At 73.5% G+C, this 18,192-nt stretch carries 17 protein-coding genes; 7 read left to right on the forward strand and 10 right to left on the reverse strand.

Features of this window, described 5'->3' with window-relative positions; all coding sequences use genetic code 11:
* Positions 1–82: 82 nt before the first annotated feature.
* Entirely contained in the window at positions 83–454 is a 372-nt protein-coding gene (locus tag KK617_RS05945) for a DUF427 domain-containing protein (protein WP_277498708.1), read from the forward strand.
* A gap of 9 nt (positions 455–463) precedes the next feature.
* Here KK617_RS05945 and KK617_RS05950 read toward each other — a convergent pair whose 3' ends face one another.
* From KK617_RS05950 to glnA, 4 genes are all read right to left on the reverse strand, one after another.
* Complete coding sequence (locus tag KK617_RS05950) at positions 464–1,474, reverse strand: 5'-3' exonuclease H3TH domain-containing protein (RefSeq protein WP_277498710.1); 1,011 nt, start codon at positions 1,472–1,474, stop codon at positions 464–466.
* 26 nt (positions 1,475–1,500) lie between these two features.
* The gene (locus KK617_RS05955; RefSeq protein WP_277498713.1) at positions 1,501–3,072 is read right to left on the reverse strand and encodes an aldehyde dehydrogenase family protein; all 1,572 of its coding nucleotides are present in this window, start codon (positions 3,070–3,072) and stop codon (positions 1,501–1,503) included.
* Between the two features lie 3 nt (positions 3,073–3,075).
* Entirely contained in the window at positions 3,076–4,674 is a 1,599-nt protein-coding gene (locus tag KK617_RS05960; RefSeq protein WP_277498714.1) for a GMC family oxidoreductase N-terminal domain-containing protein, read from the reverse strand.
* Positions 4,675–5,073: 399 nt separating this feature from the next.
* Positions 5,074–6,492 (reverse strand): type I glutamate--ammonia ligase, encoded by a 1,419-nt coding sequence (glnA, locus tag KK617_RS05965; RefSeq protein ID WP_277498715.1) that lies wholly within the window; start codon positions 6,490–6,492, stop codon positions 5,074–5,076.
* Between the two features lie 190 nt (positions 6,493–6,682).
* On the opposite strand from glnA, the gene KK617_RS05970 reads away from it, so the two are divergent.
* Both KK617_RS05970 and KK617_RS05975 read left to right on the forward strand, forming a co-directional pair.
* A complete protein-coding gene (locus KK617_RS05970; RefSeq protein ID WP_277498716.1) occupies positions 6,683–7,096 on the forward strand; it encodes an RDD family protein in 414 nt (137 codons plus the stop codon).
* A 104-nt stretch (positions 7,097–7,200) separates the two neighbouring features.
* Positions 7,201–8,124 carry a hypothetical protein gene (locus tag KK617_RS05975; protein WP_277498717.1) on the forward strand — a complete coding sequence of 308 codons (924 nt, stop codon included), beginning with the start codon at positions 7,201–7,203 and terminating at the stop codon, positions 8,122–8,124.
* Between the two features lie 103 nt (positions 8,125–8,227).
* Here the strand turns inward: KK617_RS05975 and KK617_RS05980 are convergent, their stop codons facing one another.
* Positions 8,228–8,929 carry a DUF4191 domain-containing protein gene (locus KK617_RS05980; RefSeq protein ID WP_277498719.1) on the reverse strand — a complete coding sequence of 234 codons (702 nt, stop codon included), beginning with the start codon at positions 8,927–8,929 and terminating at the stop codon, positions 8,228–8,230.
* An 82-nt stretch (positions 8,930–9,011) separates the two neighbouring features.
* Positions 9,012–9,983, reverse strand: a complete 972-nt coding sequence (lipA, locus tag KK617_RS05985) for a lipoyl synthase (RefSeq protein ID WP_277498721.1) — start codon at positions 9,981–9,983, stop codon at positions 9,012–9,014.
* A gap of 140 nt (positions 9,984–10,123) precedes the next feature.
* Here lipA and KK617_RS05990 point away from each other — a divergent pair, with 140 nt between their 5' ends.
* Both KK617_RS05990 and KK617_RS05995 read left to right on the forward strand, forming a co-directional pair.
* Positions 10,124–10,606, forward strand: coding sequence for a DUF2243 domain-containing protein (locus KK617_RS05990; protein ID WP_277498723.1), 483 nt, complete (start codon positions 10,124–10,126; stop codon positions 10,604–10,606).
* Positions 10,603–11,460, forward strand: coding sequence for a cytochrome c oxidase assembly protein (locus KK617_RS05995; RefSeq protein WP_277498724.1), 858 nt, complete (start codon positions 10,603–10,605; stop codon positions 11,458–11,460). The genes KK617_RS05990 and KK617_RS05995 overlap by 4 nt, the downstream gene beginning before the upstream one ends.
* On the opposite strand, the gene lipB is transcribed toward KK617_RS05995, so the two are convergent.
* The gene (lipB, locus tag KK617_RS06000) at positions 11,441–12,190 is read right to left on the reverse strand and encodes a lipoyl(octanoyl) transferase LipB (RefSeq protein WP_277498727.1); all 750 of its coding nucleotides are present in this window, start codon (positions 12,188–12,190) and stop codon (positions 11,441–11,443) included. The genes KK617_RS05995 and lipB overlap by 20 nt on opposite strands.
* Before the next feature lie 177 nt (positions 12,191–12,367).
* On the opposite strand from lipB, the gene KK617_RS06005 reads away from it, so the two are divergent.
* On the forward strand, positions 12,368–12,916 hold the full coding sequence (locus tag KK617_RS06005; protein ID WP_277498728.1) for a hypothetical protein: 549 nt from the start codon (positions 12,368–12,370) through the stop codon (positions 12,914–12,916).
* A gap of 20 nt (positions 12,917–12,936) precedes the next feature.
* On the opposite strand, the gene KK617_RS06010 is transcribed toward KK617_RS06005, so the two are convergent.
* Both KK617_RS06010 and sucB read right to left on the reverse strand, forming a co-directional pair.
* Positions 12,937–13,842 carry a TIGR01777 family oxidoreductase gene (locus tag KK617_RS06010; RefSeq protein WP_277498729.1) on the reverse strand — a complete coding sequence of 302 codons (906 nt, stop codon included), beginning with the start codon at positions 13,840–13,842 and terminating at the stop codon, positions 12,937–12,939.
* A 105-nt stretch (positions 13,843–13,947) separates the two neighbouring features.
* Positions 13,948–15,777 (reverse strand): 2-oxoglutarate dehydrogenase, E2 component, dihydrolipoamide succinyltransferase, encoded by a 1,830-nt coding sequence (sucB, locus tag KK617_RS06015; RefSeq protein ID WP_277498730.1) that lies wholly within the window; start codon positions 15,775–15,777, stop codon positions 13,948–13,950.
* Positions 15,778–16,196: 419 nt separating this feature from the next.
* Between sucB and KK617_RS06020 the strand changes: the two genes are divergently transcribed.
* Entirely contained in the window at positions 16,197–16,559 is a 363-nt protein-coding gene (locus KK617_RS06020) for a hypothetical protein (protein WP_277498731.1), read from the forward strand.
* Position 16,560: 1 nt separating this feature from the next.
* Here the strand turns inward: KK617_RS06020 and KK617_RS06025 are convergent, their stop codons facing one another.
* Entirely contained in the window at positions 16,561–18,120 is a 1,560-nt protein-coding gene (locus tag KK617_RS06025; protein ID WP_277498732.1) for a leucyl aminopeptidase, read from the reverse strand.
* Positions 18,121–18,192 lie beyond the last annotated feature (72 nt).

The following is an 18,192-nucleotide window of genomic DNA, read 5'->3' on the forward strand; positions in this document are numbered from 1 at the left end:
CGGGCTCCGGCGCTTCCACCGCCTTTTCGAGCGGGGTCTGCTGGTGGGGATGATGCGGTCAGGCCGCGGCGTTCACCACGTCATGACCCAGCGCCCGCACCTCATCCCCGACGAGACCCACCCCATCACCGTCACGCCCACGGAGGGCCGGGTCGTGGTCACGCGCCACGGCCGCGTCATCGCCGAGACCGACAGCGCGCTGACTCTGCAGGAGGCGAGCTACCCGGCGGCGCAGTACGTCCCGCTCGCCGACGTCGACGCGTCGGTCCTCGAGCGGACGAGCCACGCGACGTACTGCCCCTACAAGGGCGAGGCCGGCTACTTCTCGCTCGTCGACGGTGACGACCGCGCGGAGAACGCGGTCTGGGGGTACGACGCGCCGTACGACGCCGTCGCACCCATCGCCGGCCACGTCGCGTTCTACCCGAACCAGGTGGAGATCAGCGTCGGCTGACCTGCGTGGTCACGCCCAGCGGGTCGCCGCCGACGCCGGCGTGCTGGTGAGCACCCGCACCGCCATCGACGTCGTCGCCTCGACGTTGAGGAACCCCACCACACGGCTGACCCGATCGACGTCGAGCGGCAGCAGCCCCGGCGTACCGGGCACGTCCGGCGTCAGCCCCAGGTCGAGGTCGTCGTGGCCGCGCATCATCGACACGTTGAAGTCGTAGCGCTCCCGGGCTCCTGACGCGGTGAGGTGCCGGACGACGCGCGTGCCCAGGCGGGGGCTCCCGTTGTCCACCGCCCACGAGTCGAGGGCCGCAGCGACCGTGCTGCCGTCGCCGTGCTCGACGTCGGCCCACACGGCCTGCATGGAGCCGGCCGCCTCCAGGAGGATGGCGGCGGTCTTCTCGCCGATCCCCGGTACGCCGGGGAGGTTGTCGCTGGCGTCGCCGCGCAGCGCGGCGTACGCGAGGTAGTTCTCGGCCGCGACGCCGTACATCGCGTGCAGCCGCCGCGGGTCGAGCAGCGGCGAGCCGTTGATGCCGCCGTCGATCAGCCGCAGCACCTTCGTGTGGTCGCTGATGTGGGCGAACGTGTCGCGGTCGGACGTGATGATGACGCAGTCCCACCCGTGCCGACCGGCCCACGCGGCCCCCGAGGCGCTGACGTCGTCGGCCTCGAGCCCGGGCGGGGTGAGCGTCGCCAAGCCGAGCGCGTCGAGCAGAGCGCCCGCCCGCTCGAGCTGCCCGATCAGCTCGGGGTGCTTCTCGGCACGGCCGGCCTTGTACGCCGGGTACGCGTCGCGCCGCACGGACGCGGTCCGGTCGTCCAGGCCGAAGAGCACCGCGTCCGGCGCGAACCGGTCGATGGACTCGATGATCTGGCGCAGCATCCCGTGCAGCGCCCAGACCGGTCGGCCCGCACGGTCGAGCGCCCGGGTGTGGGCACGCGCGTGGTGGTTGCGGTGCAGCAGCGACGGCGCGTCGACGACGAGGAGGAGCTTGCGGGGGGTGTCGTCGGTCGGGCTCATCGGGTGGCCATCGTAGGCCGCGCCCGTCAGTCGCGTCGCCGCCCGCGGATCGTCTCCAACGGACGGCGCGGCAGCTTCGGCAGCTGCGTGGCCCGCCCGTGGAGGGCGAGCAGCAGGGTGGCCACCGTCGTCTCCTGCTCGGCGGTGCGCTCGAAGGTCGTGAGGTTGATCGGCGCCTTGAACCGCGTGCGGGTCACCGACTTGGCGTAGGTGAACTCCCGCAGCCCGTCCGGCCCGTGGATGCGACCGAAACCGGAGTCGCCGACACCGCCGAACGGCAGGGAGGGGACGCCGGCGAACGAGATCACCGAGTTGATCGATGTCATCCCCGTGCGGAGTCGCCGCGCCAGGTCCTCCCCGTTCCCGCCGGTGAAGATCGCCGAGCCGAGCCCGTACTTCCCCGCGTTGGTCAGCTCGACCGCCTCGTCCATGTCGCGCACCTTGCGCACGGTGACGGTCGGCCCGAACGTCTCCTCGGTGACCGCCTCGCTGTCCTCGGGCACATCGACGAGGACGGTCGGCTGCACGAACCGGTCGCCCACCGCGTCGGATCCGCCGACCACTGCCCGCCCACCGCGGGCGAGCGCGTCGGCGACGTGGCGGCGTACGACGTCGAGCTGGCCGGGCATGGTCATCGGGCCGATCTTGGCGTCGACGTCGACACCGGCGTGGACGGTCCGGGCGCGCTCGGCGAGCAGGGCGACGAACCGGTCGTGCACCCGCTCGTGGACGTAGATGCGCTCGACGCCGGCGCAGGTCTGGCCGGCGTTGGCGAAGGCGCCCCAGGCGGCGGCGTCCGCAGCGGCGTCGAGGTCGGCGTCCTCGTCGACGAGCAGCGCGTCCTTGCCGCCCGCCTCGACCACCACGGGGGTGAGCGTCTCGGCGCAGGCCGCCATCACGCGCTTGCCGGTGGCGGTCGAGCCGGTGAAGGCGACCTTGTCGACGCCGGCCCGGCACAGCGCGGCCCCGGTCTCGCCGAGGCCGGTGACGACCTGCAGCAGGTCGTGGTCGGGGACGACCTCGCGCAGGCTGTCGGCGAGCCACAGACCGACGCCGGGGGTCAGCTCGCTGGGCTTGAACACGACGGTGTTGCCCGCGGCCAGCGCGTAGGCGATCGATCCCATCGGGGTGAAGACGGGGTAGTTCCACGGGCCGATGACGCCGACGACGCCCAGGGGGAGGTACTCCACCGACGCCGCCTGGTTCGCGAGCAGCAGGCCGGGCGAGACGCGCTTGCGACCGAGGACCTTCTCGGCGTGCGACCCGGCCCAGGCGAGGTGGTCGATCGTGAGGGCGCACTCGAGCTGGGCGTCGCCGTGCGGCTTGCCCGTCTCCTGGTGCACGGCGTCGCACAGCTGCGCGAGCCGGCGCGTGAGGACGGCCCGCCACTGGGTGAGCACCTCGCGGCGGCCGGCGAAGCCGAGGTCGGCCCACCAGCCGGCGGACTCCCGGGCCCGCGCGACGGCCGCACGGACGTCGGCCTCGTCGTGGACGGGGTGGACGCCCACCACGTCGCCGGTGGCGGGGTTGATCGACTCGAACGTCGGCCGCTCGCTCGCAGCGGCGGCCGGATTCGGGGGAGTGGTCGTGGTGGTCATCGTTCAGGCCTTTCCGCGCAGGAGGTCGGCGGCACGCTCGCCGATCATGATGGAAGCGGCGTTGGTGTTGCCGCGGGTCACCATCGGCATCACGCTGGCGTCGGCGACGCGCAGCCCGTCGACCCCGCGCACCCGCAGCTGCGGGTCGACGACCGAGCGCTCGTCACCGCCCATCGCGCAGGTGCCGACCGGGTGGTAGAGCGTCTGGGTGTAGCTGCGCAGGTGCTCGACGATCTGCGCGTCGGTCGGGTCGTCGCCCCAGGACTCCATCGTCGGCAGCCCGGGCCCGGCCACGTGCTCTGCCAGCGGACCGGTCGCGACGGTCTCGAGCATCCGGCGTACGCCGGCGGTCATCGCGTCGAGGTCGGCCTGGTCGTCGAAGTAGCCCGGGTCGATCTCCGGGTGCCAGCGCGGGTCGGTGGAGCGCAGCCGCAGCGCGCCGCGGCTCTCGACCGAGACCAGCGTCGGCGCGACGGTGACGCTGCGGGCGGTCGCCTCGTGGAACCCGTTGTCGTAGAAGCCGGTCGGCGCGACGTGGACCTGCAGGTCGGGCGCGGCCAGGCTGTCGCGGGTGCGCCAGAAGCCGCCGCCCTCGCCGACGTTCGAGGTGAGCGGCCCGGTGCCGGTCGCCTTGGCGCGCGCGAACTGCACCAGGTTGTTGTGGTCGAGCAGGTCGGTGGTGTCGCGCGTGTGGAAGACGAGCGGCACGGCCGGGTGGTCGTGCAGGTTCTGGCCGACGCCGGGCAGGTCGACGGCGACATCCACGCCGATCTCGGTCAGGTGCGTGCCCGGACCGATGCCGGAGAGCAGGAGCAGCTGGGGCGAGTTGATGGCGCCGCCGGCGAGGACGACCTCGCCCTCGACGTACGCCGTGCGGCTGCCGGCGCCGTGCTGGTAGGCGACGCCCACGGCCCGGCCACCCTCCAGGACGACCCGCTCGGCGAGCGCGCCGGTGCGGATCGTGAGGTTGGGCCGGCTCGCGGCGGGCTCGAGGTACGCCTTCGCGGTGGACCAGCGCCGCCCCTTGCGGCAGGTGACCTGGTAGAGCCCCGCGCCCTCCTGCTCGGCGCCGTTGAAGTCGTCGGTGGGCTTGAACCCGGCGGCCACGGCCGACTCGACCCAGGAGGTGGTCAGCGGGTGGGTGTAACGCCGATCCTCGACGTGCAGCGGGCCGTCCTGCCCGTGGTACGGCCCGCCGAGGCGCGTGTTGGCCTCCGAGCGGATGAAGTACGGCAGGACGTCGTCGTACCCCCACCCGGTCGCCCCGTAGGCGTCGCGCCAGGTGTCGAAGTCCGCGCGGTTGCCGCGGATGTAGATCATCGCGTTCATCGACGAGCAGCCGCCGAGGGCCTTCATGCGGGGCCAGTACGCACGCCGCCCCTCCAGCTGCTTCTGCTCGCTGGTCTGGTAGTTCCAGTCCCACCGCGTCTTGAAGAGGTTCGGGAACGCCGCCGGGATGCTGATCTCGTCCGCGTCGGCGGGGCCGCCGGCCTCGAGCAGGAGGACCGAGACCGACGGGTCCTCGGTCAGGCGGGCGGCGAGCGCGGCGCCGGCGCTGCCGGCTCCGACCACCACGTGGGTGAAGACTTCCCGGTCCGGCACGACGTCCTCCTCGGCTCGTGGGCGCTACCGCAGGTGTCGGCGGCGCCCGAGAGCACACTAGGGGTCTTTGTGACGTGGGGCACTAGGTGAGCGCAGCGGAAAGTCCGCGGAGTTCGCGCTTATCGTCGTCGGTGGGTGGGGGCTCGACGGTGGGGACTCCCGGCCCCACGCCGTGTCGACGAACCACGTGCCGACGCCAAGAGGCCGCCGCTGACGCTCGACCGGAACGGCGCCGCACCGCGCGGCGCCCGCGGTCGATCGGCGTACGGGATCCGGTCGAGAGTCGGCTCCGCACGTGCCCGCTCCTCGAGACACCGGAGCCGAAGCAGCCCGGTACGACGCACGCCCCCGGTCACCGCAGCGGTGACCGGGGGCGTCGCGACAGACGTCGGAGCGAACTCAGATGTCGTAGTACAGCTCGAACTCGTGCGGGTGCGGGCGCAGCTGCACGGGGGCGATCTCGTGGGTGCGCTTGTAGTCGACCCAGGTCTCGATGAGGTCGGGCGTGAAGACGCCGCCCTGGCTCAGGTACTCGTTGTCGGCCTCGAGGGCGTCGAGCACCGCACCCAGCGACGTGGGCACCTGGTCGATCTCGGCCATCTCGTCCGGCGGCAGCTCGTAGATGTCCTTGTCGATCGGAGCGGCGGGCTCGATCTTGTTCTTGATGCCGTCGATGCCGGCGAGCATCAGGGCCGAGAACGCGAGGTACGGGTTCGCCGACGGGTCGGGGAAGCGCGTCTCGATGCGCTTGGCCTTCGGGTTGCTGCCCGTGATCGGGATGCGGACCGAGGCGGAGCGGTTGCGCGAGGAGTAGACCAGCGAGATCGGCGCCTCGAAGCCCGGCACCAGGCGGTGGAACGAGTTCACCGTCGGGTTCGTGAAGGCGAGCAGCGACGGGGCGTGCTTCAGGATGCCGCCGATGTACCAGCGCGCGAGGTCGGAGAGACCGCCGTACCCGGACTCGTCGTAGAAGAGCGGCGAGCCGTCTTTCCACAGCGACTGGTGCACGTGCATGCCCGAGCCGTTGTCACCGAAGATCGGCTTCGGCATGAAGGTGACCGACTTGCCCTGGGCCCACGCGGTGTTCTTGATGATGTACTTGAACTTCATCACGTCGTCCGCGGCCTTGAGCAGCGTGTCGAAGCGGTAGTTGATCTCCGCCTGACCCGCGGTGCCGACCTCGTGGTGCGCGCGCTCGACCTGCAGGCCGACGCCCTCCAGGTTCTTCACCATGTCGTCGCGCAGGTCCGTGTAGTGGTCGTACGGCGCGACGGGGAAGTAGCCACCCTTGAGGCGGGTCTTGTAGCCGAGGTTGTCGCCCTCCTTGCCCGAGTTCCACCAGCCCTCGACGGAGTCGATGTGGTAGTAGCTCTCGTTGACACCCGTGGAGTAGCGCACGTTGTCGAAGATGTAGAACTCGGCCTCGGGGGCGAAGAACGCGGTGTCCGCGATGCCCGTCGTCTCGAGGTACGCCAGCGCCTTCTTCGCGATGTTGCGCGGGTCGCGGGAGTAGGGCTCGCCCGTGATCGGGTCGTGGATGAAGAAGTTGATGACCAGCGTCTTCGCGGTGCGGAACGGGTCGATGTACGCCGTGGACGGGTCCGGGAACAGGGACATGTCCGACTCGTTGATGGCCTGGAAGCCACGGATCGACGAACCGTCGAAGCCGAGCCCGTCGTCGAAGACCGACTGGTCGAACGACGACACGGGGACCGTGAAGTGCTGCATGATGCCGGGCAGGTCGCAGAACCGGACGTCGATCATCTCGACGCCCTCGTCCTTGATGTACTTCAGCAGCTCTTCGCTGTTGGCGAACATTCGTCCTCCTTGGCGGGACGCACCGGGGCGCCACGCTCGTACGGGTGATCCGCCCGGCGCAACCGCGGGCCGGGCGAGTGCTCTGCAACGTATGCAGGAGCGGTTTCGCAACGGTCACCCGATTGTTTCACGCGTGTAACAGTGTGGTGCCCGAGGGGCCTGTCGGGCCGCTCCGATAGCCTTGCCGACCGTGCCGCACACCCAGCAGGAGACCGCCTCGTGGGCCCGCCGTGTGGGGGCCCTCATCGTCGACTGGTTCACCTGCATGTTCGTCGTCATCGCGTTCGTCGGCCCCGCGCGCTACTTCCCGTCCGAGGGCGACGTCACCACCGGCATCCCGCCGTCGGTGCTGACGTTGCTGCTCTTCGTTGCCGAGACGACCATCCTCGTCTGCCTCGCCGGCGGCTCCTTCGGCCAGCTCGCGACCCGCCTCCGCGTGGTCCGGTACGACGGACGCCCCGGCACCCTGGACCCCTTCCGGTCGCTGGCGCGCGCCGTGCTCATCGCCCTCGTGATCCCGCCGCTGGTCTTCCGGCCCGACGGGCGCGGGCTGCACGACCTGGCGGTCGGGTCGGCCGTCGTACCGCTCGCGCCGCGACGCTGACGAGAACCGCGCGCGTCGAACCGTTTTAGCCGCACGGCACCCGGGGAGGGTGACGTCCGGTCGGCTCCGTGCCGGCCGTACCTGCACCCACCCGAGAGGAACCCATGTCGCGCCTCAACGTACGACGCGCCGTCGCCGCCACGTCCCTGAGCGTCCTCGCCGTCAGCGGCCTGGCCGCCTGCGGCTCCGACGACTCCGACAACGCCGACAACGGCACCGACAGCAGCCAGTCCGGCGACTCCGGCGACTCCGACGACTCGGGTGACTCCGGCGACGCCGTCGACGACTCGCGCTTCGGCGTCGCCGAGGGCGAGGAGGTCGCGGTCGAGGAGTTCGCCGCCGCGTACGGCGACGCCATCGACCAGATGGACACGGCCGCGGTGACCATGGAGACCACCACCGGCAGCACGACCAGCTCCCTCGAGGGCGTCGTCGCGTTCGACGCCGAGAGCCCGGAGATGGAGCTGGAGGGCGAGTTCGCCCCCGGCATGAGCGGCACCATGATCCTGGTGGACAACGTCATGTACATCCCCGCCGACGCCACCGGCAGCCAGTACGTCTCGCTCGACCTCGGTGCCGCGGGCAACCCGCTCGGCCAGTCCTTCAAGGCGGCGTACGACGGCGAGTCGGCGCAGGAGCTGTTCGAGACCGCCGCCACCGGCGTCGTGAGCCAGGGCGAGGAGGAGGTCGACGGCTCGACGGTCGACACCTACGAGGTCACCATCGACGCCGTCGCCTCGCTCGAGGCCCTCGGCCTGGGCGACCTCGCCGCGGCGGGCGGGTCCGACCTGCCCGAGGAGTTCACGTACGTGGTCGGCTTCGACGAGGACGGCAACGTCGTGCGCTACGACCAGACGATCCCGTCGATCGGCGCGCAGCCCGGGTTGACGCAGTCGATCACCTACTCGAACTTCGGTGTCGAGGTCGACGTCGAGGCCCCGGACCCGAGCACGGTGACGGATGGCGCCGACCTGTTCGGCGGCGGCATCCCCGACAGCTCGGGCGGCTCGAGCGGCTCGAACGGCTGAGTCCCGCCGTACTTGCTGGGGCACCCGAACCCCGGCACCACGCACAGAGGGCCCCGGCCGGATCGCTCCGGTCGGGGCCCTCTCTCGTGTGGGGGAGCGCGGGTCAGCGACCGCGCATGTTCTGGCGCATGCCCTTCATGTTCGTCGGCACCGGGCCCTTCGGCAGCGGCACCGCGGAGCGGGTCGCGTCGAAGGCCTTGAGGCGGTTCACCACGTCGGTCATCTCCGCGGGGCGGATCGCCTTCGGCAGCTTCTGCAGGTGCTTCACGAGCTTCGGCAGGGGCACCTGGCCCTCACCGCGACCGACGATCACCTCGGTGATCGGGGCACCGGCGGCGACGCGCTCGTGCTTGCGGCGCTCCGACGTCATCAGCGGGCGGAGCCGGTTGGGGTTGCCCTCGCCGATGAGCACGATGCCCTGGCGGCCGACGGCGCGGTGCACGACGTCCTGCTGCTTGTTGAACGCGATGACGGGGGCCGAGACCCAGCCGCGGCGCAGCATCTGCAGCGCGGCGGCCGCGGCACCCTTCTGGTCCTCGATCTGGGTGTACATCGAGTGCTGGGCGCGGCGGCCGAAGACGATGAGGGTCGCGAGCGAGCCGAAGAGCAGCGCCCCGGGGATCGCGAAGACCAGGTCGGGACCCGGCAGGAACCAGAAGAGCGCGAAGCCGACGGCCGCCGCGACGACGAAGACGCCGAGCAGGATCAGACCGAGCTTCGGATCGCCCTTCTTGGCCATCCGGTAGGTCTCGGCGATCTGCGCCCGGCGCTTCTTCTTCGGCGGGGCCGGCATCTTGGTCGACATCTCGGTGGTGCCTTCTTCGTCTCGTTCGGCCGGAGGTGGTCCGGGTCGGGGCGGGGCTGCGGTGGGGCTGCGGTGCGGGGGGTCAGACGGCGGCCGGCGCGGCGCCGACGTCGATCGTGACCTCGCCCCCGCGGGCCTCGACGGCCTGACGGTACAGGCGACCGGCGCGGTACGACGAGCGGACCAGCGGCCCGGACAGGGCACCGGCGAAGCCGATCTCCATCGCCTCGGCCTGCAGCTCGACGAACTCCTCGGGCTTGACCCAGCGCTCCACGGGGTGGTGGCGCAGCGAGGGCCGCAGGTACTGCGTGATGGTGATGAGGTCGCAGCCGGCCTCGTGCAGGTCGCGCAGCGCCTGGCTGACCTCCTCGCGGGTCTCGCCCATGCCGAGGATGAGATTGGACTTTGTGACCAGGCCGAACGCGCGGGCCTGGGTGAGCACGTCGAGGGAGCGCTCGTAGCGGAACGCGGGACGGATGCGCTTGAAGATGCGCGGCACCGTCTCGACGTTGTGCGCGAGCACCTCGGGGCGGGACTCGAAGACCTCGGCCAGCAGGTCGGGCTCGCCGTTGAAGTCGGGGATGAGGTTCTCGACGCCCGTGCCGGGGTTGAGCTCGTGGATGGCGCGCACGGTCTCGGCGTACAGCCACGCGCCGCCGTCGGGCAGGTCGTCGCGGGCGACACCGGTGATGGTCGCGTAGCGCAGCTGCATCGACTGCACGGACTCCGCGACGCGGCGCGGCTCGTCGCGGTCGAGCGCCTGCGGCTTGCCGGTGTCGATCTGGCAGAAGTCGCAGCGGCGGGTGCACTGGTCGCCGCCGATGAGGAACGTGGCCTCGCGGTCCTCCCAGCACTCGAAGATGTTGGGACAACCCGCTTCCTGGCACACGGTGTGCAGGCCCTCGGACTTCACGAGGTGCTGCAGCGCCTTGTACTCCGGGCCCATCTTCGCCCGGGTCTTGATCCACTCCGGCTTGCGCTCGATCGGGGTCTCCGAGTTGCGCACCTCGAGGCGGAGGAGCTTGCGTCCGTCGGCGGCTGGCGTCTGGGTCACCCCTTCACTCTACGCCTGCTCACCCCGCCCTCCCCGGGCGCGTCCCGGCGCCGGTGACGCACCCGCGGAGGGCACGGGGGTGCACCGTCCGGCCCGGGGTACAGGCGCCCCGGGAGCAGCGTCGACCGGGAGGGGGAGCCGTGGTCACGGACGCGCCGTACGACGTCGCACGACCCGCGGTCGGGCGCGACCCGACGTACTGGTCCACCTTCCTGCTCGGCGCCGCCGTGATGGCCGCGCTCGACGAGATCGTCTTCCACCAGATGCTCGGCTGGCACCACTTCTACGACGCCGCCTCGCTGCGGATCGGGCTGCTCTCCGACGGCCTGCTGCACGCGGCCGAGCTCGTCGCGCTCGTGGCCGGCGGCTTCCTCCTGGCCGACGCGCGCCGGCGCGGACTCGCTGTCCGCGCGGTCGCCGCAGCCGGGTTCGTGACGGGTCTCGGCGCCTTCCAGCTCTGGGACGGCGTGGTCGACCACAAGGTGCTGCGGCTGCACCAGGTGCGCTACGGGGTCGACCTGCTGCCGTACGACGCGGCCTGGATCGGCGCGGGCCTGCTGGCCCTCGCGGTGGGCCTCGTACTCACGGTGCGCGTGGCACGCCGTCGCCGCTCCGAGGCGTGATCGTGGTGGACCACGGCGGGCACGGGGGTCACGGTGACGGGGGAGCGGGCGACCTCCTCGGCCCGCTGCTCGCCGGGACGGGGCTCGTGCTGCTGCTCGCTGCCGGCGCCGCGTACGTCGGGGCCGCGTGCGTCGTACGCCGGCGCGGCGGGCGGGGGTGGCCGGCGTACCGGGTCGGGTTGGCCGTGCTCGGTCTCGGGTGCGTCGCGGCGGCGCTGGTCGGCCCGCTCGCGGCCTGGTCGCACGCCGGCTTCACGGGCCACATGGCGGCCCACCTGCTGGTGGGGATGGTCGCGCCCCTGCTGCTCGTCGCGGCGGCGCCGGTGACGTTGGCGCTGCGGGTGCTGCCCGTAGGTGCTGCCCGGCGGCTCACCCGTGTGCTGGGCGGCCGGGTGGTGCGGGGCCTCGGCCACCCGGTCGCGGCGGCGGTGCTCAACGTCGGCTCGCTGTGGGTGCTCTACGCGACGCCGCTGGCGGGCGTGATGCTGCACGACCCGGTGGTGCACCACCTGCTGCTGGCGCACTTCCTCGTCGCGGGCTACCTGCTGACCGCGGCACTGGTGGGGGTCGACCCCGCGCCGCACCGCCCCGGCACGGGGGTGCGCCTCGTCGTGCTCGTGCTGGCGGCGGCCGGGCACGCGGTGCTGGCGAAGCACCTGTGGGCGCACCCGCCGGCCGGCGTCGAGGTCGCGGAGGCCCGCTCGGGCGCGCTGCTCATGTACTACGGCGGCGACGTCGTCGAGCTCGCGCTCGCGGCGCTCCTGCTCGCGCAGTGGTACGCCGCCGCGCCCGCCCGCCGCGCCTCCGCGGGCCGAGCGGTGGCGACGCGGGGGCTCAGCGGCCGCCGGGCGTGACGAGGGTGATGCGCGGCGGCTCGGGGCGCGCCTCGTAGTCGGGGGTCGCGTCGTACGGCTCCCAGGCCAGCAGCCGCCGCAGGTGGTGCTCGACGAGGGGGAGCACCTCGGTGATCGGCACGTCGCGCCCCAGCTCGGCCGAGAGCGAGGTGACGCCGGCGTCGGTGATGCCGCAGGGGGTGAAGCGGGAGTACCAGTCGAGGTCGACGTCGCAGTTGAGGGCGAAGCCGTGCATCGTCACCCCGCGGGAGACCCGGATGCCGATGGCGGCGATCTTGCGCTCGGGGCCGCGGTCGTCCGCCTGCAGCCACACGCCGCTCCGGCCCGGCACGCGCGCGGTGGACACGCCGAGGTCGCGGCACACGGCGATGAGGGCCTCCTCGACGCGCCGCACGTAGTCCACGACCAGCACGTGGTCGGGCAGGCGGACCACGGGGTAGCCGACGAGCTGGCCCGGGCCGTGGAACGTGATCTTGCCGCCCCGGTCGACGTCGATGACCTCCGCGCCGCCGGGGTCGAGCGGACGCTCGTGGGGGTCGGTGCGCTTGCCGCAGGTGAAGACCGGCGGGTGCTGGAGGAGGAGGACGGTGCCCGCGGGCCCGTCGCCCGGATCGCCGACCGGGGCGGAGGCGACCTCCTCGTGCACGGCACGCTGCAACGCCCACGCCTCGCGGTAGTCGATCCCGACCTCGCCCGGGCCGAGCCCGTGCGTGCGCACCACCAGAGCCATGGCGTCGAGCCTACGCCCGCCGCGCGCCGGGCCTGTGGACGGGCGCGAGCACGCACGCGCCGACCGCGGCACAGTGGTCGGGTGGTCACGGGACGGGCAGGCGCGGCGCCGGGGGGACGGGCGCGTGCGGGGGCGGCGCGGCACCGCCGTGCCCCGGCGGTGGGCGGGGACACGGGGGTGCCCCGCGCGCTGCTGGTCGCGGCGGTCGCGACCCTGCTCGCGCCGCTGGTGCTCGTCGCCTGGGTGGTCGCCGACGTCACGGGCCCCTCCGGGGCGTCGGGCGCCACCCGGTCCTCCGCACCGACGGCGCCGCCCGTGCCCGCCGCCGTCGCCGTCGTGCGGGGCTGGGACGAGCGCCGCTCGGCCGCGCTGGCCGACGGCGACGCCGACGCACTGCGGTCGCTGTTCGCGCCCGGTCCGCGGGGCGACACGCTGGCGGCGGCGGACCTCGCGCTGCTCGCGGCGTACGACGCCCGCGGCCTGCGCGTGGTCGGTCTGGGCTTCCAGCTCGTGGACGTCGACGTGGTCACCGCGGCGGCCGGTACGGCGACCCGCCCCGCCACCCTCCTCGTCGCCGTGCGCGACCGGATGCCGCGGGCGGCGGTCGCCCGGGGCGACGTGGTGGTCGCGCACCTGCCGGCGCGGGCCGAGGCTCGCCGCGTGCTGCGGTTCGAGCGCCACGGCGACGACTGGCTGCTGGCCGGGTCGGCCGTAGCGCCCCCCTGACGCCCCCCTGACGCGTGGGGTCAGGCGGAGGGGGCGAGCGCCGTGGCGAGGACGTCGCGGACGTCCTCGTCGTGGAACACGTAGCCCGCGTCGAGCAGCGCCGCCGGGCGCGCGCGCACCGAGCCCAGCACCTCCGGCGCCATCCGGCCGGCGCCGGCGCGGATCAGCGGGGAGGGCACCTTGAGGAACGCCGGCCGGCGCACCAGGTCCGCCAGCGCGCGGGTGAACTCGGCGTTCGTCGGCACGTCGGGGCAGCAGAGGTTCACGGGTCCCGCGACGTCGTGCTCGGCGACGAAGACGACGCCGTCGACCCAGTCGCGCAGCGAGATGACCGGGAAGTACTGCCGACCGTCCCCGAGCTTGGCCGCGCCGCCCAGGCGGAACAGCGGCAGCAGCAGGTTCAGCGGCGCGCTGGCCCGGTCGAGCACGGGGGCGGTGCGCAGCACGGCGACGCGGGCGCCGGCCTCGGCGGCGGGGGTCGTGGCGGCCTGCCACTCGCGGGTGACGGTGGTGAGCAGGGCGTCGCCGCGCGAGTCGCCCGACTCGGTGAGCACCGGGTCGCCGGCGTCGCGGTGGTCGCCGTAGTAGGAGATGCCGTTGCCGGCGAGGAAGGCCGGCGGGCGGTCGGCGGCCGCGATGGTCCGGGCGAGCAGCGCGGTCGTGGTGACCCGGCTGCGGCGCAGCTCGGTGGCCCACTTCCCCGAGTGCGGGTTGCCCATGGTGGGCGAGCCGGCCAGGTTGACCACGGCATCGGCGGAGCCGACGAGACCGGCGTCGACCACACCCGCGTAGGGGTCCCACCGCGAGGTGTCCGCGGACGTGGAGTCGCGCCGTACCAGCCGGGTCACGTCGTGCCCGCGACCCCGCAGCGCCCGGACGAGGGCCTGGCCCAGGAAGCCGGACGAGCCGGCGACGACGACGTGCATGACGGACCTCCGAGGTGCCGGGACGGGGACGGCCCCGCCCACAGTAGGGCGGGGCCGTCTACGGGCCGTGCGGGTCAGCGGCGCGGGGCCGCGGACCGGTGGTGCTCAGACCTCGAACTGACCGGCCTCGAGGCGCTGCTTCACGTCCTGCAGGAAGCGGCCGGCGTCGGCGCCGTCGACCAGGCGGTGGTCGTAGGTCAGCGCCAGGTACACCATGTGGCGCACCGCGATCGTCTCGCCCAGGTTCGGGTCGTCGATGACGACCGGACGCTTGACGACGGCACCCGGGCCCAGGATCGCGACCTGCGGCGCGTTGATGATCGGCGTGTCCCACAGGGCGCCGACGCTGCCGAGGTTCGTGATCGTGAACGTGCCGCCCGACAGGTCGTCGGGGCCGATCTTGTTGGTGCGGGTGCGCTGCGCGACGTCGGCGATCTTCTTGGCCAGGCCGGAGATCGACAGGTCGCCGGCGTCCTTGACGACGGGCGTGATGAGGCCCTTCGGGGTGTCGACCGCGAACGACAGGTTCTCGCGGTCGTGGTAGGTCACCTCGTCGCCCTCGATCGACGCGTTGAGCGCCGGGTGCTGCTTGAGGGCCTCGACCGCCGCCTTGGCGAAGAACGGCAGGTAGCTGAGCTTCACGCCCTCACGGGCGAGGAAGTCGGCCTTGACGCTGTCACGCAGACGGGCGATGCGGGTGACGTCGACCTCGACGACCTGCGTGAGCTGCGCCGAGCCCTGGAGCGACTCGACCATGCGCGAGGCGATGACCTTGCGCAGGCGCGACATCTTCTCCGTCGTGCCCCGCAGCGGCGACGGGGTCGTCGACGGCGCGGAGGGGGCGGACGCGGTGGCGGGCTGGGCGGCCGGCGCGGCAGCGGCGGGGGCCGCGGCGGCCTCCTTCGCCTTCGCGGCGGCGTCGAGCACGTCCTGCTTGCGGATGCGGCCACCGACGCCGCTGCCCGTGACGGTCGACAGGTCGACGTCGTGCTGGGCGGCGAGCTTGCGCACGAGCGGCGTCACGTACGTCGAGGACTCCTCCGAGGAGGACGACGACGCCGCCGACGGGGCCGACGGGGCCGGCGCGGACTGGGCCGGCTGCTCGGGGGCGGGCGTGCTCGCCGACGCGGCGGGCTTCGCCGGCTCGGCGGCCGGGGCGGGCTCCTCGGCCTGCTTCGGCTCGGGCTCGGGCTCCGGCTCCGGCTCCGGGGTGGGCTCGGCGGCCGGGGCGGACGGCGCGGGCGAGCCGGAACCGATGATGGCCAGCTCGGCGCCGACCTCGACGGTCTCGTCCTCGTCGGCCTTGATCTCCAGCAGCGTGCCGGCCACGGGGGAGGGGATCTCGGTGTCGACCTTGTCGGTGGAGACCTCGAGCAGCGGCTCGTCGACGGCGACCTCGTCGCCGACCTGCTTGAGCCAGCGGGTGACGGTGCCCTCGGTGACGGACTCGCCCAGCGCGGGCAGCGTCACGGGGGTGCCCTCGCCGGACCCGCCGCCGGAGCCACCGGAGCCGCCCGACGCGGCGGGGCTGGCCGGCTTCTCGGCCTCGGGGGTCTCGTCGCCGGGGGGCAGCTCGCCCTTCTCCTCGACGATCTCCTGCTCCTGCTCGGCCTTCTTCTCGGCCTGCTCCTCGTCCTTCGGCTGCGCCTCGGGGGTCGCGGCGTCATCGGTGGAGCCCGAGTCGCCGCTGCCCTCGTCGGCGTCGCCCACGATCGCCAGCACCGCGCCGACCTCGACCGTGTCGTCCTCCTCGGCCCGGATCTCCAGCAGCGTGCCGGCGACGGGCGAGGGGATCTCGGTGTCGACCTTGTCGGTGGAGACCTCGAGCAGCGGCTCGTCGACCGCGATGGTGTCGCCCACCTGCTTGAGCCAGCGGGTCACGGTGCCTTCGGTGACGGACTCGCCGAGGGCCGGCAGGTTTACTTCGGTCGCCATGTGCTTCCTATTCCTCTGATCGTCGATCTGATCGGTGGGCGGTGTCGGTGGTCGCCGGTCGGCGTACCAAGGTCAGGGGTGCGCGTCCCGGGGACGGGGTGGGGCCCCGGAGCGCAGGACGGAAGCACGGCCGGGCCCTGGTCGCCCCACGACGGGGGCGGGTGTGTCGAAGTCCCTCACGGGTCGCCTCCACGCATCCGGATCACGTGCTGTCGGTGGACCATCCTTGCACTAAGCCCGTGGCCGCACCCAGGCGGCTGCCGCCGTGTCGACCTACTGCCGGGTAGCCTCCGCGGCCGGACGGAGGCACCCGTGCCGCGCCTCGCGGGGGCCCGACCGGTCCAGTCCGCCGCGGGCCCCGGGGACGCGTTGGGGCAACCCGCTCCGGAGCGCCGACCGCGACCGGCAGAATGTCGCGCATGGGCCTGCTCGACCGCTTCCGTGACCGTCCGCGCCGCCGTCGTCCCGGGCGGGACACCGCACGCACCGGGTCCACCACCGTCCGCGCCTCCGACGGCGCCGACGCGCAGCACCTGCTGGAGTTCGTCACCTCGCGCCGCGGCGTCGAGGGCTTCGTCGAGCCCCGCACGGCGGTGAGCGACGTGACGCTGCTGCTCGTCGCCCACGACGGGGAGTGGACGCGGCGGCGCGTGCCCTCGGTGAAGTGGGCGCACGCGTTCGCCAACAAGCACCGCGTGCCGTCGTACGACGCCGCGGTCGTGGGGGTGCCGCAGCGGATGCGCGACTACAACCGCCGCCGCAAGCTGCAGGGCGAGCTGTAGGTCACCCCGCAGCCGTGCCCGCAGCCGTGTCCGCAGCCGTCGCGCCGCGGGTCGCGGCGAGGTGCCGGGCGTAGGCGACGAGGGTCGGTACGGCGGCGCCGGTGCCGCCCGCGGTCAGGTGGCCGGTCGGGCCGCCGGAGTGGAACGAGGGCCCCGCGATGTCGAGGTGGGCCCACGGCACGTCGCCGGTGAACTCGCGCAGGAACGCGCCGGCGAAGAGCCCGCCGCCCCAGCGCACCCAGTCGTGCTGGGCCAGGTCGGCGACCTTGCTGCTGCGCACCCGCTCCCGCATCTCGTCGGGCAGCGGCATCGGCCACATGGCCTCGCCGGCGGAGGTGGCCGCGGCGACGACGTCGGCGACGGTCGCCTCCGTGCCCATGACGCCGCTGACGTGGTCGCCGAGCGCGACGACCATGGCGCCGGTGAGGGTGGCGACGTCGAGCACCACGTCGGGCTCGAGCTCGACGGCGCGGGCGAGGGCATCGGCCAGCACGAGGCGGCCCTCGGCGTCGGTGTTGGAGATCTCGACGGTCGTGCCGCCGTAGAGCCGCAGGACGTCGCCGGGCCGGGTGGCCGAGCCGGAGACCATGTTCTCGGCCATCGGCGCGAACGCGGAGATGCGCACCGGCAGGCCCAGCTCGGCGATGGCGAGGGTCGCCTGCACGACGGCGGCCGCGCCGGCCATGTCGCTCTTCATCGTGGTCATGGAGCCGCCCGGCTTGAGCGAGAGCCCGCCGGAGTCGAACGTGATGCCCTTGCCGACGAGGGCGAGGTGCGCGACCGGGTCGGCCGGCTCGTAGGTCAGCTCGACGAGGCGTGGGGGAGCGCTGGAGCCGGCGCCGACCCCGAGGATGCCGCCGCAGCCGAGCTCGGCGAGGGCGGCCTCGTCGTGCACGGTGATCTGGATGCGCGGCGCGCCGCGGCCCTTCGTGGCGGCCTGGTGGGCGGCGACCACGGCGTCGGCGAACAGCGGCGGGGTCAGGTCGACGGGCGGCGTGTTCACCCAGTCGCGGGTCGCCGCCACGGCGCGCGCCACGACCTGGGCGTCCTCGCAGGCCTGCTGCAGGTCGGCGCGGCGGGGCCCGTCGGTGAGCACGACGACCTCGTTGGCCCGGGTGTCCTCGGTGCGGGTGTCCCTGCGGTACGTCGTGAAGCGGTAGCCGCCCAGGGCGTGGCCCTCGACGACGGCGGTGACGAGCGCCGGCGTGGTGGCCGGCAGGGCGAGGGCGACCGTGGCGGCGTTCGTGGCCGCGCGGGCCGCGGCGCCCGCGGCACGTCGTACGGCGGCGGGGTCGGTCTCCGCGGCCGCGTCCCCGAGGCCGACGAGCACGAGCAGCGGGGTGGTGACCGCGTCGGTGGTGGGCACGACGTGGGTCTCACCCGGGTCCCCCGTGACGCCGAGGGCGGTGAGCAGCGGGCGCAGGCGGCGGCCGTAGGCGGCGGTGACGTCCTCCGCCCCGGCGGCCAGGCGCGGTCCCTGGTCGGTGCGCACGACGCCGACCACGACGGCGTCGGAGCGGCTCTTGGCGGGGCTGGCCTTGCTCAGGGTGTACGACGTCACCCGGGCGATGCTAGCCCGCGCCGGCGCCGCGGCCGGGCCTCCCACCCCGTCGGTGTGCGCTGGCACACTGCG

The sequence above is a fragment of the Nocardioides sp. ChNu-99 genome, from assembly GCF_029493445.1.
Taxonomy (GTDB): Bacteria; Actinomycetota; Actinomycetes; order Propionibacteriales; family Nocardioidaceae; genus Nocardioides.

What these genes read in the sequence shown, in the direction of transcription:
- KK617_RS05980 (WP_277498719.1), bottom strand. Translation starts at nt 8,929, where the DNA reads ATGTCGACCAAGATGCCGGCCCCGCCGAAGAAGAAGCGCCGGGCGCAG.
- KK617_RS06010 (WP_277498729.1), bottom strand. Translation starts at nt 13,842, where the DNA reads ATGCACGTCGTCGTCGCCGGCTCGTCCGGCTTCCTGGGCCAGGCCCTC.
- KK617_RS06020 (WP_277498731.1), top strand. Translation starts at nt 16,197, where the DNA reads ATGGGCCTGCTCGACCGCTTCCGTGACCGTCCGCGCCGCCGTCGTCCC.
- sucB (WP_277498730.1), bottom strand. Translation starts at nt 15,777, where the DNA reads ATGGCGACCGAAGTAAACCTGCCGGCCCTCGGCGAGTCCGTCACCGAA.
- KK617_RS05950 (WP_277498710.1), bottom strand. Translation starts at nt 1,474, where the DNA reads ATGAGCCCGACCGACGACACCCCCCGCAAGCTCCTCCTCGTCGTCGAC.
- glnA (WP_277498715.1), bottom strand. Translation starts at nt 6,492, where the DNA reads ATGTTCGCCAACAGCGAAGAGCTGCTGAAGTACATCAAGGACGAGGGC.
- KK617_RS05955 (WP_277498713.1), bottom strand. Translation starts at nt 3,072, where the DNA reads ATGACCACCACGACCACTCCCCCGAATCCGGCCGCCGCTGCGAGCGAG.
- KK617_RS05945 (WP_277498708.1), top strand. Translation starts at nt 83, where the DNA reads ATGACCCAGCGCCCGCACCTCATCCCCGACGAGACCCACCCCATCACC.
- lipB (WP_277498727.1), bottom strand. Translation starts at nt 12,190, where the DNA reads ATGGCTCTGGTGGTGCGCACGCACGGGCTCGGCCCGGGCGAGGTCGGG.
- KK617_RS05975 (WP_277498717.1), top strand. Translation starts at nt 7,201, where the DNA reads ATGTCGCGCCTCAACGTACGACGCGCCGTCGCCGCCACGTCCCTGAGC.